This is a genomic window from Streptomyces sp. NPDC040545 (genome assembly GCF_055595065.1).
In genome coordinates, this window is sequence record NZ_JBVIWA010000001.1 from 988,065 (window position 1) to 1,004,003 (window position 15,939).

12 protein-coding genes and 1 pseudogene are annotated in these 15,939 nt (G+C 72.6%); 8 read left to right on the forward strand and 5 right to left on the reverse strand.

The window, feature by feature from the left end:
• Window positions 1-35: 35 nt before the first annotated feature.
• Entirely contained in the window at window positions 36-536 is a 501-nt protein-coding gene (locus ACZ573_RS04705; protein WP_301366336.1) for a DinB family protein, read from the reverse strand.
• 55 nt (window positions 537-591) lie between these two features.
• Entirely contained in the window at window positions 592-1,398 is an 807-nt protein-coding gene (locus ACZ573_RS04710) for a GNAT family N-acetyltransferase (RefSeq protein ID WP_471298884.1), read from the reverse strand.
• 54 nt (window positions 1,399-1,452) lie between these two features.
• Between ACZ573_RS04710 and ACZ573_RS04715 the strand changes: the two are divergent.
• The 6 genes and pseudogenes from ACZ573_RS04715 to ACZ573_RS04740 all read left to right on the forward strand — a co-directional run.
• Window positions 1,453-1,821, forward strand: a pseudogene (locus tag ACZ573_RS04715) (cupin domain-containing protein); the annotation flags it as partial.
• A 237-nt stretch (window positions 1,822-2,058) separates the two neighbouring features.
• Window positions 2,059-4,308: an MMPL family transporter gene (locus ACZ573_RS04720; RefSeq protein ID WP_471298886.1), complete on the forward strand. Its 2,250-nt coding sequence runs from the start codon at window positions 2,059-2,061 to the stop codon at window positions 4,306-4,308.
• Window positions 4,309-4,347: 39 nt separating this feature from the next.
• Complete coding sequence (locus tag ACZ573_RS04725; RefSeq protein ID WP_471298889.1) at window positions 4,348-4,902, forward strand: GNAT family N-acetyltransferase; 555 nt, start codon at window positions 4,348-4,350, stop codon at window positions 4,900-4,902.
• A gap of 121 nt (window positions 4,903-5,023) precedes the next feature.
• The gene (locus ACZ573_RS04730; protein ID WP_471298892.1) at window positions 5,024-5,608 is read left to right on the forward strand and encodes a hypothetical protein; all 585 of its coding nucleotides are present in this window, start codon (window positions 5,024-5,026) and stop codon (window positions 5,606-5,608) included.
• Window positions 5,609-5,744: 136 nt separating this feature from the next.
• Window positions 5,745-5,984 (forward strand): hypothetical protein, encoded by a 240-nt coding sequence (locus ACZ573_RS04735; protein ID WP_471298895.1) that lies wholly within the window; start codon window positions 5,745-5,747, stop codon window positions 5,982-5,984.
• Window positions 5,985-6,043: 59 nt separating this feature from the next.
• Window positions 6,044-9,112 carry a helix-turn-helix transcriptional regulator gene (locus tag ACZ573_RS04740; RefSeq protein WP_471299094.1) on the forward strand — a complete coding sequence of 1,023 codons (3,069 nt, stop codon included), beginning with the start codon at window positions 6,044-6,046 and terminating at the stop codon, window positions 9,110-9,112.
• Here the strand turns inward: ACZ573_RS04740 and ACZ573_RS04745 are convergent.
• The 3 genes from ACZ573_RS04745 to ACZ573_RS04755 form a co-directional block, all read right to left on the reverse strand.
• A complete protein-coding gene (locus tag ACZ573_RS04745) occupies window positions 9,075-9,254 on the reverse strand; it encodes a DUF6191 domain-containing protein (protein WP_266353457.1) in 180 nt (59 codons plus the stop codon). The genes ACZ573_RS04740 and ACZ573_RS04745 overlap by 38 nt on opposite strands.
• A gap of 42 nt (window positions 9,255-9,296) precedes the next feature.
• The gene (locus tag ACZ573_RS04750; protein ID WP_471298898.1) at window positions 9,297-10,532 is read right to left on the reverse strand and encodes a PQQ-dependent sugar dehydrogenase; all 1,236 of its coding nucleotides are present in this window, start codon (window positions 10,530-10,532) and stop codon (window positions 9,297-9,299) included.
• A 170-nt stretch (window positions 10,533-10,702) separates the two neighbouring features.
• Window positions 10,703-11,710 (reverse strand): aldo/keto reductase, encoded by a 1,008-nt coding sequence (locus tag ACZ573_RS04755; protein ID WP_471298901.1) that lies wholly within the window; start codon window positions 11,708-11,710, stop codon window positions 10,703-10,705.
• Between the two features lie 73 nt (window positions 11,711-11,783).
• Here ACZ573_RS04755 and ACZ573_RS04760 point away from each other — a divergent pair, with 73 nt between their 5' ends.
• Window positions 11,784-12,731 (forward strand): 2-hydroxyacid dehydrogenase, encoded by a 948-nt coding sequence (locus tag ACZ573_RS04760; RefSeq protein WP_471298903.1) that lies wholly within the window; start codon window positions 11,784-11,786, stop codon window positions 12,729-12,731.
• A 289-nt stretch (window positions 12,732-13,020) separates the two neighbouring features.
• Complete coding sequence (locus ACZ573_RS04765) at window positions 13,021-15,927, forward strand: EAL domain-containing protein (protein ID WP_471298906.1); 2,907 nt, start codon at window positions 13,021-13,023, stop codon at window positions 15,925-15,927.
• The last annotated feature ends 12 nt before the right edge of the window (window positions 15,928-15,939 follow it).

Sequence of the window (15,939 nt, forward strand, 5' to 3'; positions counted from 1 at the left end):
CTGCCGCCCGCACCCGCAGGAGCCTTTCGGCCCGGTCAGGCGCCGGTGGCGCCGTCGATCCCCTCGCGGAGGAAGTCGGCGTGGCCGTTGTGGCGGGCGTACTCGTGGATGAGGTGAAGCATCACCAGACGCAGCGATGCCTCCTCCTCCCAGCTCGGCACGTACGCCGTCACGTCCAGGGACTCGGCCGCGGCCTCGATCCGGCGGGCGTGCGCGACTTCCTCCTGCCAGGCGGTGAACGCCTCGGCGCGGCTGGATCCGGAGGCGTCGTAGGCGGCCTGGAAGTCGTGGGTGTCCGACCACAGGTGCGGGAGGTCCTCGCCGTCGAGGACGCGGCGGAACCAGTGCCTTTCGACCTCGGCCATGTGCCGGACCAGCCCGAGCAGGGACAGCGTGGACGGGGGCATCGAGGCGCGCCGCAGCTGCTCGTCGGTGAGGTCCTCGCACTTCCAGGCGAGGGTGGCCCGGTGGTAGTCCAGGAAGGTCCGGAGGGTCTCGCGTTCGTCCCCGGTCAGGGGCGGGCTGATACGTTCCATGGCAGTGATCTTGCCCGCTGTCCGCGGGCCGGCATAGAGCCCGTCCCGCCCCGCTCTACGAGGCGCCGTCGGTCCACATGTAGGGCACCGTCACGCCCAGGACCCCGAAGCCCAGCCGCTCCAGGATCGGGCGGCTGTCGTCCGACGCGTCCACCTGCAGGTAGGCGATACCGAGCTCCGCCGCCAGCCGGGCGCGGTGGGCGACCAGCAGGCGGTAGAGGCCCCGGCCGCGCCACTCGGGGATCGTGCCGCCGCCCCACAGGCCCGCGAAGGCCAGGCCCGGCCGCATCTCCATGCGGGCCGCGCTCACGGGGGTGTCGCCCGCCATCGCGAGCACCGCGGCGATCGTCTCAGGCTCCTCACGCAGCTTGCCGAGCAACTGCTCCCGGAGCCGCGGCCGCTCCCTCCCGAAGGCGCCCGCGTGGACCTGCATCATCAGGTCGACGCCGGCCTCGTCCGTCACCACCCGCAGGGTGATCCCCTCCGGCGGCTCCACCGGCAGCTTCGCGAGCTCGGACGCCAGGCCCACCATCAGGGTCTCGGGCGGCTCCGGTACGAACCCCGCCGCCCGCAGCCGGTCCCCGAGGTCGGCGGGCCGGTCGTAGTCGTACAGCTTCCACTCGAACTCCGCACAGCCGCGCCCCGCGAAGAACGCCACCTGCGCCGCGATCTCCGCGTCCGCCGTCCCCTCGTCGAGGTCCGACCAGAGCACACCGTTCCACCCGAGCGCGGGCGCGACGTGCCGTACGACGGCGCCCGCCCGCTCCACGCTCGCCGGCGGGGCGTCCGCCTGCGCACCCTCGCGCACCTCGGCGTCGAAGCGGGCGCGCACCTTCATCAGTTCATCCAGATCGATCGTCATCGTCCCAGCTCACCAGTGTCGGGCGGCCGCCACAACTGCATTAGCCTCACCCCCGTGAACCACGACTCCACCATCTACACCGGTAAGGCCACCCCCGACGCCGCCGCCGACCGCGGCTGGCTCCTCGGCCACTTCAAGGACCCCTCCGATCCCCGTCACAGCGAGGACGTGGAGATCAAATGGGGTGTCCACCCGAAGGGCGACGAACGGGAGCGGTGGGCGACCGCCGAGAAGCGCACCGCACTGCTGGTGCTGATCAGCGGGCGCTTCCGGCTGGAGTTCCCGGGGCGCACCGTCGTCCTCGCCGAGCAGGGGGACTACGTGCTCTGGGGGCGCGGCGTCGACCACTCCTGGTACGCGGAGGAGGACGCCGTCGTCCTCACCGTCCGGTGGCCGTCGATCCCGGGCTACCGGGTGGACGAGCCCGAAACCCAGCTGCAGGCCGGGTCCTACACCCAGGGCGCCGTCCCGCGCTGTGACGATGCACACGAAACGGGCCAACGATCACGAAACGCTGAGATCGTGGAGGGTGTAGACCATCTGGGCCGAGCCTTCCCGGGGTGATCCCCCGGGCCCCTCGGCCGGGCCTTCACGCGTTCATGCGTTCTTTGCGACGGGCTGCCTCCCGGTAAAGATCCGAACCACCAGGGAGCACGTCCGTTGGCTGTAATCGCACGCTGGTGCATGCGCCACCGCCTCCTCACCGTCCTGATCTGGCTGCTCGCGCTCGGCGGGACCGCAGCGGCCGCGGTGACCGCCGGGTCGGCGTTCTCCAACAACTACGAGGTCCCCGGCACCGAGTCCGGCAAGGCGAACGCCCTCCTGCGCGAGGCCTTCCACGGCCAGGGCGGCGACACCGACACCATCGTGTGGCGGGCCCCGGACCGGCAGAACGTGCGTACCCCGGACATCGAGCAGCGCATGAGCCGGGCACTGGCGGACGTCGCCGGGCTCCCCGGCGTCGGATCGGTCGCCGGACCTTACGGTCCCGCCCCCGAGAGCGCCGCACGGATCAGCCCCGACGGGCGGACCGCCTACGCGGTGGTGACCTTCGACCAGCAGGCCGACTCCGTACCCAAGGCCCAGGCCCGAGCGGTCGTCGACGCGGCGAAGAACCCCACCACCGAGGCCGGCGGACTCCAGGTCGAACTGGGCGGCCGCGCCATCCAGCTCACCGAGGCCCCCACCGCGCACCTCGCCGAGGTCATCGGTGTCGCCGTCGCGGCCCTGGTCCTCTTCCTCGCCTTCGGCTCGCTCGCCGCGAGCCTGCTGCCCATCGCGACCGCCCTGGTCAGCGTGGGCACCGCCTATTTCGGCATCACCCTGCTCGGGCACGCGATGCCGGTCGCCGACTTCGCCCCGATGCTCGGCACCCTCATCGGCCTCGGCGTGGGCATCGACTACGCGCTGTTCATCGTCACCCGGCACCGCAAGGGCCTGGCGCGGGGCAGCACGGTCGAGGAGGCGGCCGCGAACGCCGTCGCCACCACCGGCCGGGCCGTCGTCTTCGCCGGTGCCACCGTCTGCATCGCCCTGCTCGGCATGCTGGTGCTGCGGCTGAACTTCCTGAACGGCGTCGCGATAGCGGCCTCCGTGACGGTGGTCCTGACGGTCGCCGCCTCGGTCACCCTGCTGCCCGCCCTCCTCTCGTACATAGGCATGCGTGCCCTCTCGCGCCGCGAGCGCCGCAAGCTCGCCGCCGAGGGACCGCGTCCCGAGCAGGCCTCCGGCTTCGCCGCCCGCTGGTCCGTCTTCGTCGAGCGGCACCCCAAGCTGCTGGGCCTGGTCGCCAGCGTGGTCATGCTGGTGCTGGCCCTGCCCACCCTCTCCCTCCATCTGGGCACGTCCGACCAGGGCAACAACCCCGCCACCTCCACCACCCGGCAGGCCTACGACCTGCTGGCGGAGGGCTTCGGCCCCGGTACCAACGGTCCGCTCACCGTCGTCGCCCGGCTGGACGGCGCCGGCGACCGGCTCGCCGTGGACCAGCTGGCGCGGGCCCTGCGCACGACCGAGGGCGTCGCCTCCACCGGCCCCGCCGTCCTCAACCGCAGCGGCGACACCGCCGTCCTGACCGTCGTACCGGACTCCGCCCCGCAGTCCCGGGCCACGAGCGACCTCGTCGACAGACTCCGCCAGGACGTCATCCCGGCCGCCGGGCACGGCAACTCCATGGAGGTCCACGTCGGCGGTGTGACGGCCGCCTACGACGACTTCGCCGAGGTCATCATCGGGAAGCTGCCGCTCTTCGTCGGTGTGGTCATCGCCCTCGGCTGCGTGCTCCTGCTGCTGGCCTTCCGGTCCATCGGCATCCCGCTCAAGGCGGCGGCCATGAACGTCGCCGCCGTCGCCTCTTCCTTCGGCGTCGTGGTCGCGATCTTCCAATGGGGCTGGGGCAGTGAGCTGCTGGGCCTGGGCCGCGCCGGCCCCATCGAACCGTTCCTGCCCGTGATCATGGTGTCCGTCCTCTTCGGACTGTCGATGGACTATCAGGTCTTCCTCGTCAGCCGGATGTACGAGGAGTGGCTGGAGACCGGCGACAACCGGCGGGCCGTGCGCGTGGGCCTCGCCGAGACCAGCCGGGTCATCAACTCGGCGGCCGTCATCATGATCTCCGTCTTCCTGGCCTTCGTACTCAGCGGCGACCGGATCATCGCGATGTTCGGCATCGCGCTCGCCGCGGCCGTGGCCCTCGACGCCTTCGTGCTGCGCACCCTCCTGGTCCCGGCCCTGATGCACATGCTCGGCGGGGCCAACTGGTGGCTGCCCGCCTGGCTCGACCGGTGTCTGCCCCGCATCAGCATCGAGCCCCCCGAACGCCACCCGCATGCGAGACTTCCGAGGCAGCGGCCCGCCGCGGACCTTGCCACGAGCGAGGACAGCGCCGAGCCCGCCACCACCTCCCGGTGATCCGGCCACCCGCCGCACGAGTCCCAAGGAAGACCGAGCATGTTCTCGATAGACCTCGCCGAAGATGCCCAGCTGTTCCCGCTCGAGGCCCGGCACGCCCAGGAGTTCTTCGCGCACATCGAGCGCGGACGCGAATTCATAGGCCAGTACGTCGGCTTCCCGGACCGGGCCACCGACCTCGACTCCGCCAGGGCCCTGCTCGCCAAGTACGCGGCGACGGCGGGGGAGGACGGCGCCCGGTTCTTCGGTATCCGGCTCGACGGCACCCTGGTGGGCGGGGTCCTCTTCCCGGTGTTCGAGGCGCACCACGGCAACTGCGAGATCGGCTGCTGGCTGGAGCCCGGCGCAGCCGGCCGCGGCCTGGTCACCAAGGCCTGCCAGGTCCTGATCGACTACGCCTTCGGCGAGCGCGGAATGCACCGCGTCGAGTGGCACGCGGCCTCCGGCAACAAGAAGAGCCTCGCCGTGGCCGCGCGCCTCGGTATGACCCGTGAGGGCGTCATGCGGGAGAACTACCTCCACCGCGGAGTCCGCCAGGACACCGAGGTATGGTCGATCCTCTCCCACGAGTGGGCCGCGACCCGGTCCGCCTGAGCCCCCTCCGGACCCCGCCCGGGGGCGCCCGGGCAGGGCCTCCGCCGACCGCGGAGCCCACCGTGGCCGGAACCCGAGGATTCTCAGAAAACTCTCAGACAGGGCGCCTACGGTGCCCCGCATGGACACCACGAAGACCCCCGCCCCGAACGCCGCCGAGGCGGACGCCACCCCGGCCGACCTCGAAAAGGCCGAGACCCCCCAGCCGGCCGAAGCCGACTCCGCGGTCACCGACGAGGTCACCGACGCGGACCTGGACGACGAGGCGTTCGCCGAGGACCTGGCCGAGGACAGGGAGCCGAGCCACGTCGGCTCCGCGGCCTTCGCGATCATCGCCGCGGGTCTCGGCGCCGTCGCCCTCAGCGGCAGCTGGATCGCGGGCATCGTGTCCGAGCGCGCCAGCATCGCCGCCCGGCTGGAGCTGACCCAGGCCGCCGACGCCAACGCGCAGATCGCCGCCCAGTTCGTCGACCCGTGGCACACCACCGCGATGGTGAACGGCATCTTCTCCGCCCTCGCCCTGATCATCGCCATCTTCGTGCTGGCCCTACCCGCCTTCAGCAGCCCCGAGCGCACCCTCCCCACCTGGGTACGGTCGGTCTCCTGGGCGGGCGTCGGACTGGGCGCCCTAGGCGTACTGCTCTTCGTCCTCATGTACTTCGACCTCCTCCTCGCCGTTCCCAAGGCGGCCGGAGCCGGCGTCTAGGCGGTGCCTTAGGTCCTCACGGACCGGCCCGGAGCTCCCCGGTCCCGGACTAAGGCCCCCTGCCCCCGGCAGATGCGGCATGCGACCGATGTGCCGGTACCCCCTGGGGCGCGAATCTTGGATCACACCGAATGAGGTGCCCGAGCAACGCGACCAGGGAGCAGAGATGTACGAGTACGAGATCGCCAACGCAGTCCGCAGCGCCGACCTCCTCCGTGAGGCGGCCGAGTACCGCACGGCCCGGGCGGCGGGGCAGGCGCACCGTGCCTCCTCGCCGGACCAGGAACACCGAAAGCGGGTGAAAACGTTCCGGAGCCGGTTCTCCCGCTCGGCCCGCTTGGCCCGCACGGCGTGCTCCGCGCCGCGCACCGCGTGAACTGACAGGTGATGAGAAGCGCACCGGCCGCGAGTGCCGCCGGGCAGGACGTCTGTGCGATGCTCGGCGGCGTGGAGACCAGATCTGTCAGCCCGGTGTTCGTCGGCCGAGCCGATGAACTGGCCGTACTCACCGACGCACTGACCCGGGCCGCCGGGCAGGAACCGCAGGCGATGCTCATCGGGGGAGAGGCTGGAGTCGGCAAGACCCGCCTCACCGAGGAGTTCCTCTGCGAGGCGGACCGCCGCGGCTCCGTCGTCGCCGTCGGAGGCTGTGTGGAGATCGGGGCGGAGGGCCTTCCCTTCGCCCCGTTCTCGACGGCCCTGCGCACCCTGCACCGGCTGCTGCCCGGGGAACTGGCCGCCGCTGCCGCCGGACAGGAGGACGAACTCGCCCGCATCCTCCCCGAACTCGGCGACACCCCGCGCGGCCCGCACGACGAGGAGAGCACCGCCCGGCTCTTCGAACTGACGGCCCGGATGCTGGAGCGCCTCGCCGCCGACCGCACCGTTGTCCTGGTCCTGGAGGACCTGCACTGGGCGGACACCTCCACCCGGCACCTGCTCTCCTACCTCTTCCGCACCCTCACCAGCGGCCGCCTCGTCATCGTCGCCACCTACCGCGCGGACGACGTGCACCGGCGTCACCCGCTGCGCCCGCTCCTCGCCGAACTCGACCGGCTCCGCACCGTCCAGCGCATCGAACTGTCCCGCTTCAACCGGGCCGAGGTACGCCGCCAGCTCGCCGGCATCCTCGCCGCGCAGCCCGACGAGGACTTCGTGGACTCCGTCTTCGACCGGTCGGACGGCAACGCCTTCTTCGTCGAGGAACTCGTCGCCTCCAAGGCGAGCGGCTGCCGCACCGGGCTCACCGAATCCCTGCGCGACCTGCTCCTCGTCCGTGTCGAGGTGCTCCCCGACGAGACCCAGCGGTTGGTCCGCATCGTCGCCGAAGGCGGCTCCACCGTGGAGTACCCGCTGCTGCACGCCGTCGCCGGGCTCACCGAGGACGAGCTGATCGAGGCACTGAGAGCCGCCGTCGGGGCCAACATCCTGCTCGCCACCCCCGACGGCGACGGCTACCGCTTCCGGCACTCCCTGGTCCGCGAGGCCGTCAGCGACGACCTGCTGCCCGGGGAGCGGGCCCGCGTCAACCGCCGCTACGCCGAGGCCATGGAGGCCGACGGGTCGCTGGTCCGGGCCGAGGAGCGGGTCATCCGGCTGGCCAGCTACTGGTACCACGCGAACGACCCCGCCAAGGCGCTGCCCGCCGTACTGGCCGCCTCCGTGGCGGCCCGCCGCCGGCACGCCTACTCGGAGCAACTGCGCCTGCTGGAACGGGCCATGGACCTGTGGGACAGCGCCCCGGAGGACGTCCGCGAGGCGCTCCGCCCGGCGGACTACACCGAGGTGTACCCTCCGTGCGGCTGCGACCCGGCCACCACCGCGCTCCAGCGGCTCGACCTGCTGGCCGAGGCCACCGTGGCGGCGCGCTACGGCGGCGAGCGCGACCGCGCCCTGAAGATCACGAAGACGGCGCTGCGCCTGCTGGAGGACGACAACGACCCGCTGCGGGCCGCCTGGTTCTGGACCGAGCGCTCCCGGCTGATCGCCGGCCTCGGGCGCGGCGACGGCTGGGAGGAGATCGCCAGGGCGCAGGACCTCGTCCGGGGGCTGCCCCCGTCCCAGGTGCATGCCGAGGTCCTGGTCCGGGCCGCGAGCTGGGGAATGCTCCACAAGCCGGGCCCCGGCAACCTCGCCGCCGCCGAACGCGCCGTCGAGTACGCGCGGATGGTCGGCGCCGAGGAGACCGAGCTCAACGCCCGGATCACGGTCGGAGCTCTGCTCACCGACTCCGGGGACGCTCCGGGCGGTCTCGCCGAGATGCACGCGGTCCGGGAACGGGCCACGAAACTCGGGCTCACCATGCTGGCAGGGCGTGCTCATATCAATCTCACCTCTCAGTTGGAAAGCCTGGGCCGGTCCCGCGAAGCCGTGGAACTGGCCGAACAAGGGGCCGAACTGGTCCGCAGATCCCGGCTCATGGACAGCGAGGCCTGGGTCTGCGGGAACAAGGCCGAGAGTCTTTACAGCCTCGGCCGCTGGGACGAGGCCGCCGAGGCGGCCCGGCGCACCCTGCTGGTCGGCCAGAGCGCGGCCCCGCGCGGATCCGCCTCCGCACGACTGGCCTACCTGGCCCTGGCCCGCGGCGAGTTGACCGAGGCCGCCCACCAGCTGGCCGCCGCCCACGCCCACTTCGGCAACCACGAGACCCAGCCCCAGCCCCAGCACCGGATCCCGCTCTACCGCCTGGCGATCGGCGTGGCCGCGGCCGAGGGCCGGCTCGCCGACGTGCGCGCCGAGACGTCCGCTGCCGCCGCCTGCGGATTCCCGCTCGGGCAGCACCGCTACGCCTGGCCGCTGCTGCTCGCCGCCGCCACCGCGGAGGCGGACGCCCGGGGACTCCCGGCCGCCGAGGCCGGCCGGGACGCGGCCCTGGACGTGCTGCGCACCGCCGCCCGCTCCCTCGCCACCCCGGTCCCGGTGTGGACCGCCTACGCCGAGTACGTCCGGGCCGAGCTGCGCCGGGCCGAGGCCCGGGACACCCTCGCCGACTGGACCGCCGTCGAGAAAGCCGTCCGCCCGCTGGAGCGCCCGTACCTGCTGGCCAGGGCCTGCCACCGGCTCGCGGAGGCCCTGCTGGCCGCCGGTGACCGGGAGCCCGCGGCCACCCTGCTCCGCGAGGCCTACGCCACCGCCGAGCGGATCGGCTCACGCACGCTGCGCGAGGACCTGGCCCTGCTGGCCCAGCGCGCCCGCCTCCCGCTGACCGGCGCCGACAGCGCCGCCGCCCCGCCGGTCCCGGAGACCGACCCGGCCGAGGCGCTCGGGCTGACCAGCCGCGAGCGGGACGTACTGCGCCTGGTGGCGGCCGGCAGCACCAACCGGAAGATCGCCGAGGAGCTCTTCATCTCGCCGAAGACGGCGAGCGTGCACGTCTCGAACATCCTGGCGAAGCTGGGCGTCGCCGGCCGCGGCGAGGCGGCCGCCCTCGCCCACCGGCTGCGTCTCTTCGCCGCGCCCGTCCCGGTCAGCCCCCGTCCGGAGGCTGCTCGTCCAGGCGTATGAGCACCTTGCCGGAGTCGAGGTCTATCGGACCCCGTCCCGGATCGTTGTCATTGACGTCGGTCCGGGACAGCTCCAGCCGCTTCTTCTCCTCGTCCGTGTGCTTGCGTCCCGGGTTGAACAGCTCCTCGATCATGTTGAACACCGTGCCCACCGCACCTTCCGTCCCCCACCAGGGACTTGCCGGTCATCGCACCGTCAGGGTCAGGATCCTGTCGTCGCCCGCTTCCGGGGACCCGCGTCCGTCCGTCTCGCTGGTGACCAGCAGCATGCGGTCCCCGCCGAGCGGCACCACCGTCCGCAGCCGCCCGTACTCGCCCTCCAGGAAAGGCTCGGGCTCCGCCACCAGCTGCGTCCCGGCCAGCGGGATCCGCCACAGCCGCTTGCCCTTCAGCCCGGCCATCCACACCGAACCCTCCGCCCACGCGATCCCGCTCGGCGAGGCCTCGTCCGTCTTCCATACCGCCACCGGATCCCGGAATCCGGGCTTTCCCGCCTTCCCCTCGGCCTCGGGCCACCCGTAGTTGGCGCCGGGCTCGATCAGATTCAGCTCGTCCCAGGTGTTCTGGCCGAACTCGGCCGCCCACAGCCGTTTGTCCTTGTCCCAGGCGAGGCCCTGCACGTTGCGGTGCCCATAGGAGTAGACGACGGAATCCGCCTCCGGATTGCCGTGGACCGGATCCCCGTCCGGGGTCATCCGCAGGATCTTGCCGCCCAGTGAGTTCTTGTCCTGCGCGAGCCCGGTGTCACCGGTCTCGCCCGTCCCGGCATAGAGCATCTTGTCCGGGCCGAAGGCGATCCGGCCGCCGTTGTGGATGAGGCCCTTGGGAATCCCCCGGAACACCGTGTCCGGAGCGCCCAGTTGCTGCCCGGCCGGTCTCTGTTCGTCGTACCGCAGCCGGGCGATGCGGTTGTCGGACTCGGTCGTGAAGTACACGTAGACCAGCCGGTCCGACGCGAAGGTGGGCGACAGCGCGAGGCCCATGAGCCCGCCCTCCCCGCCCGGAGCCACCCCCGGTACCTTGCCGATCTGGGTCACCGCGCCCGAACCCGTCGCGACCCTGCTGATCGTCCCCTTGTCCCGCGAGGCCACCAGCAGATCCCCGCCCGGCAGCGGGGCCACGCCCCACGGCGACTCCAGCCCCTTGGCCACCTCGCCGGTCACCGTCACGGTTCCCTTCGCCGGTGGGCCGGTGGCTTCCGGCGACACGGACGGTCTCCCCGACGGCCCCGGCGACCCGGAGCCCCCGGGGGCCGCGCTCGGTGGGGAGCCGTCCGACCCCGCGCCCGGTGCGCCCTCCGGCGAGCACCCCGCCGCCAGCAGAGCGCCGCAGCCGGCCAGTGCGAGCGCCGCCAGCACACCCCGGCGCCGCCCGCCCGCGCCGTCGGATCCCGCCTGCCCGGGAGAACTTCCGTATCGCATCGCCCTGCTCCCTTCCGGTCCTCCGATCCTGCCCTTCATCCCTCTCAACAGCTCCGGCAGTTCCCGAAGTTCCATCACTCGTACACTCGATCGAGTGGTTGTCGAGCCGCGCCCGGACCGCCCCGGATGGACCCCGCATCGACCCCGCCCCGTCCCGCGCCGGTGCCGGATCAGTCCCAGGCTCCCACCTCGACCGGAAGGGCCGCGATCTCGGCCAGGTCCCCGGCCGAGAGCCGGACCTCCGCCGCCCGCGCGTTCTCCGCCGCCCACGGCGCCCGGTCGGCCCCCGGCACCGGCACCACCTGCGGCCCCTGCGCCAGCACCCACGCCAGGGCCACCTGCGCGACCGTGACCTCGGGGCCGTGCCGCCGGGCCACCTGCCGCAGCCCCGCCAGCAGCACCTGGTTCGCCGCCATCGCCTCCGCCGTGAACCGCGGGTGCCGGGCCCGCACGTCCTGCGGCTCGAACCCCTCGCCCGGCGTGAGGGTCCCCGTGAGGAACCCGCTGCCCAGCGGCATCGCCGCCAGGAACCCCACTCCGCGCGCCGCGCACCACGGCAGCAGCTGCCACGCCGCCTGCGGCGACCACACCGACAGCTCCGCCTGCACCGCGCTCACCGGGAACACCTGCTGCAGCCGCTCCAGGTGCCGCAAGGTCGTCCGGTACGCCCGGTCCCCGCTCCGCCCGGCCCCGGGACCGGCCCCGGCGCCCAGCGCGCAGTACCCGAGCGCGCGCACCTTGCCCGCCCCCACCAGCTCGGCCATGGCTCCCCAGGTCTCCTCCACGGGCACGTCCGGATCCACCCGGTGCAGCTGGTAGAGGTCTATGACATCGGTCCGCAGCCGCCGCAGCGAGGCGTCGCAGGCCCGCCGCAGGTAGCCGGGCCGCCCGTCGGCGACCACGTGCTGGTCACCCGCCCGCAGTCCCACCTTGGCCGAGACGAACGCCTCGGACCGCCGCTCCCGCAGCACCCGTCCGAGCAGCAGCTCGTTGGTGAACGGCCCGTACACGTCGGCCGTGTCCAGCAGGTTCGACCCCAGGTCCAGCGCCGTGTGCACGGCGGCCAGCGACTCCTGCCCCCGCCGCCGCGAAGGCGCGTACGCCCAGCTCATCGGCATACAGCCGAGGCCGACGGCGCCCACCGTCAGCGCCCCCGCCCCGATCGACCTGCGCTCCACCCCTGCGTCCCCCTCCGGCTCCGGACCTCAAACTAACGGCTTGATCCGTATGCCTTGGCATAGCCTCGTGATCATGACTGCAATGACCCCGGATGTCTGGCTCCCGTTCCCTGCCGAGGAGATCGAGGGCCTCCCCGACTCCTTCCGGTACCGCCTCTGGGACGGCGAGGACGCGTTCCCGGCCGATCCGGCCGACTGCGTCTTCTACGTGACGCCCTACATGAAGTCCCCCGAGGTCACCGTGCGCCCGCTGGCGGCGATGTCCGCGGTCCAGGTCGTCCAGACCCTGACCGCCGGCATCGACGACGTGCTGGGCCGCCTCGGCGACCTGCGCCCCGGCGTACGGCTGTGCAACGCCGTCGGGGTCCACACGGCCAGCACCGCCGAACTCGCCCTCACGCTGACCCTCGCCTCCCTGCGCGGCATCCCCGGCATGGTCCGCGGCCAGGACCGCGAGGAGTGGCGTTCCGGGTTCTACGACGCCCTCGCCGACAAGTCGGTTCTGATCATCGGCTACGGATCGATCGGCTCCGCCGTCGAGGACCGCCTCGTGGCCTTCGAATGCGGCCCGGTGGCACGGGTGGCGCGTACGGCGCGGGCCTGCGCACGCGGGCCCGTGCACACCCTGGCCGACCTGCCCGGGCTGCTGCCCCGGGCGGACGTGGTGATCCTCGTGACACCGCTGACCGACGCCACCCGGGGGCTGGTCGGCGCCGACTTCCTCGGCCGGATGAAGGACGGCGCCCTGCTGGTGAACGTGGCGCGCGGTCCCGTCGTCGACACCAAGTCCCTGCTGGCGGAAGTGGAGTCGGGCCGGCTGCGCGCGGCACTCGACGTCACCGACCCGGAACCGCTGCCCGCGGGCCACCCGCTCTGGCATGCTCCGAATGTCCTGATCACCCCTCATGTGGGCGGCAGCAGCTCGGCGTTCGAGCCGAGGGCCAAGCGCCTGCTGGCCCGCCAGCTCACCCGGTTCGCCGCCGGTGAGCCGGTGGAGCACACGGTGTTGATCACCGAGTGACGCGTGACGGGTGATGCATACGCTCCGCAGTCACTCGAATGCTCTGAGTGTGCGCAACTCCCCGATCGGTAACGGAGAGTAGAGAGACTATGTCCCTGAGTGACGAAAGTGGTGTATCGTCCGGAAGAAGGGGCTGCGCCACGAACGTCTGGCGCTGGGGAGTGATCGGACACTTTGGGGGGCGACGGGCGATGCACGGCCAATGGACGAAGGATCCGACGCGGCACAGCCGCCGGAGGCGACGCTGCCGAGACTGGGCTGCACCGGAACCAGTCGGCGAGGGGGACCGGTGAGTCCCCCGGGGGCGGCGCTCCTGAACCGGCCGTCCGTCTCGGGCGGAGGCAAGGGCCTGGCGATGCAGCTGCTCCTCGCGGTGGTCAGCGGCGGGTACGCCGTCGGCGCCGCTCTCAACTGGGGCTCGGAGGAAGTCGCGGAGATCATGGGCGACTTCGGGCTCAGCGCGGCCGGCTTACTCGCCGCGGTCTCCTGCTACTCCTACGCGAGGGCGATCGACAGCCGCGAACGCCCCGCCTGGCTGCTCTTCGCCTTCTCCTCCCTGATGGGCGCAAGCGGCAACGCCGTGTGGGGCTGGTACGAGGTGATCCTGGGCGAGGAAGTGCCGAAACCCTCGCTCGCCGACTTCGCCTTCCTCTGCTTCGCCCCGCCCGCCATCGTGGGCCTGCTCGTCCTCGCCAAGCGCCCGGTCACCCGCGCCGGCTGGGTGTGCCTCGGGCTCGACTCCTGGCTCATCGGCGGCTCCCTGCTCACGCTCTCCTGGAGCCTGGCCCTGGCCCACGCGGCGCGGACCGCCCAGTCCGGCGCCCCCGGCAGCGTCCCGCGTGCGGCGCTCTCCCTCGCCTACCCGCTCCTGGACATCGCGCTCGTCTCGATGGTCCTGGTCCTGCACTTCCGGCGCAGCGAGACCAACCGCTCCGCCGTCAACACCGCCATCGCGGCGCTGGCCCTGACCGTGCTCAGCGACGCCCTGTTCACCTCGCCCCTGCTGAGCGCCGAGTACCAGTCCGGACAGCTGCTCGACGCCGGCTGGTTCGCGGGCTCGCTGCTCCTCGCGTACGCGCCCTGGGGCGCCCGGCGCCTCCACCCGGGCCCGGAGCCGGCTGTGCGCCCGCGCGCGGACCGGGCGCACAGCCGCCCGATCACCGGCTCGCTGCCCGCCCTCACCCCGTACCTCGCGGCCGCCGTGTGCACCCTCGGAATCCTGTACAACGTCGTGGACGGCCGGAAGGTGGACCGGATGGTCGTCTTCACCGGCTGCACGGTCGTGCTCGCCCTCGTCATCCGGCAGGGCATCATGCTCCTCGACAACATCGCGCTGACCCAGGAACTGGCCCAGAAAGAGAACCACTTCCGCTCCCTGGTCCAGGGATCCAGCGACGTCATCATGATCGCCGCGCCCACCGGAACCCTGCGCTACGTCAGCCCCGCGGCCGCCGGGGTCTACGGCCGTGAGGCGGAGGAGCTGGTCGGCACCGAGCTCGCCACCCTGATCCACCCCGACGACCTCGGCCGGGTGGTCCACGAGGTACGCCGCTTCCTCGCCGCACCGCCGACCGAGGAGCCCACCACCCGCATCGAGTGCCGCTTCAAATCGGGCGGTGGCGAGTGGCTCAACGTGGAGTCCACCGTCAACCGCCACCAGGGCGGGCTCATCCTCAACAGCCGGGACGTCACCGAGCGGGTCCGGCTCCAGGCCCAGCTCCAGCACAGCGCCGAACACGATCCGCTGACCGACCTGCCCAACCGGGCCCTGTTCACCCGGCGCGTGCGCCAGGCCCTGACCGGCCGGCGCGCGGGCGACCACAGCACCGCCGTGCTCTTCATCGACCTCGACGGCTTCAAGGCGGTCAACGACACCATCGGCCACCAGGCCGGCGACGAACTGCTCGTCGAAGCCGCGCGCAGGCTGCAGGACTCGGTCCGGGCCGGGGACACCGCGGCCCGCCTCGGCGGCGACGAGTTCGCCGCGCTGATCCTGGGCGACGGCAACCGCGACCCCGGCGCCCGCGAGTACCAGGTGCGCGAGATCGCCGACCGGCTGCGCACCACCCTCTCCCAGCCGTACCGGATCGGCGGCAGCGAGGTCCGGGTCGCCGCGAGCATCGGGGCGGCCTTCGCCGACCCCGGCATCACCCCTTCGGACCTGATGCGCAACGCGGATCTCGCGATGTACCGGGCCAAGGCCGGCGGCAAGGACCGCGTCGAGATGTACGCCCCCCAGATGCAGGCCGAAGTCGTACGCAAGGCCGAGCTGGCCGGCCGGCTGCGGACGGCACTGCACGAGGGCGAGTTCGCCCTGCTGCACCAGCCCGTGGTCTCGCTGGCCACCGGTGAGGTGTCGGCCGTCGCCGCGCACGCCCGCTGGCGCTCCGCCCAGGGGATCCTCTTCACCCCGGCGGAGTTCCTCCGGGTCGCCGAGTACAGCGAGGGCGGTGCCGGTGGGGCCGGCGGACCCGGCGGACCCGGCGGACCCGGACACGACGCCTCGCGCACCGCCGAGCTGGGCCGCTGGCTGCTGGAGGAGGCCGTGGAGCAGGCCGCCGACCGGCACCGGGCCGGGCACGACGTACCCGTGGCCGTGCGGATGACCGCCCAGCGGCTCCTGGACCGGTCCATGCCGCTCGGCTCCGTGGAGGCCCTGCTGACCCGGCACGGGCTGCCGTCCGGGGCCCTGGTGCTGGAGCTCGCCGTATCCGACCCCAGAGTGCCTTTCGACGACCTGGAGCGCCGTCTGACCGCCCTGCACCGACTCGGGGTGGGTATCTCCCTGGACGGCTTCGGCAGCGGCTACGCGGCCATCAGTGCCCTGCGCCGCCTCCCCGTGGACATGCTCAAGCTGGACCGCGGCCTGGTCGAGGGAGTGGTCGAGTCCGCCCGGCTGCACAAGATCACGGCCGGTCTCTTGCGGATCGCAAACGACCTGGGCATGCGGTCGGTGGCGGACGGGGTGGACCTGCCCGAGCAGGTCCTGGCGCTGCGCGCGATGGGGTGCACGCACGGCCAGGGAATGGCCTTTTCCGGCCCGCTCGACGAGTACAGGCTGCGCCGTGCGCTGGTGCGCGGTACGTTCCCAGTACCGGGCGGAGCGGCCCAGCCAGCACTGGCCGGCGGTTCCCCCGGGGGATCGATGGCCATCCGTAGAGGCTCACATAATGAGACGCCCGTCCCACCTACTTGACATCACCCTCCC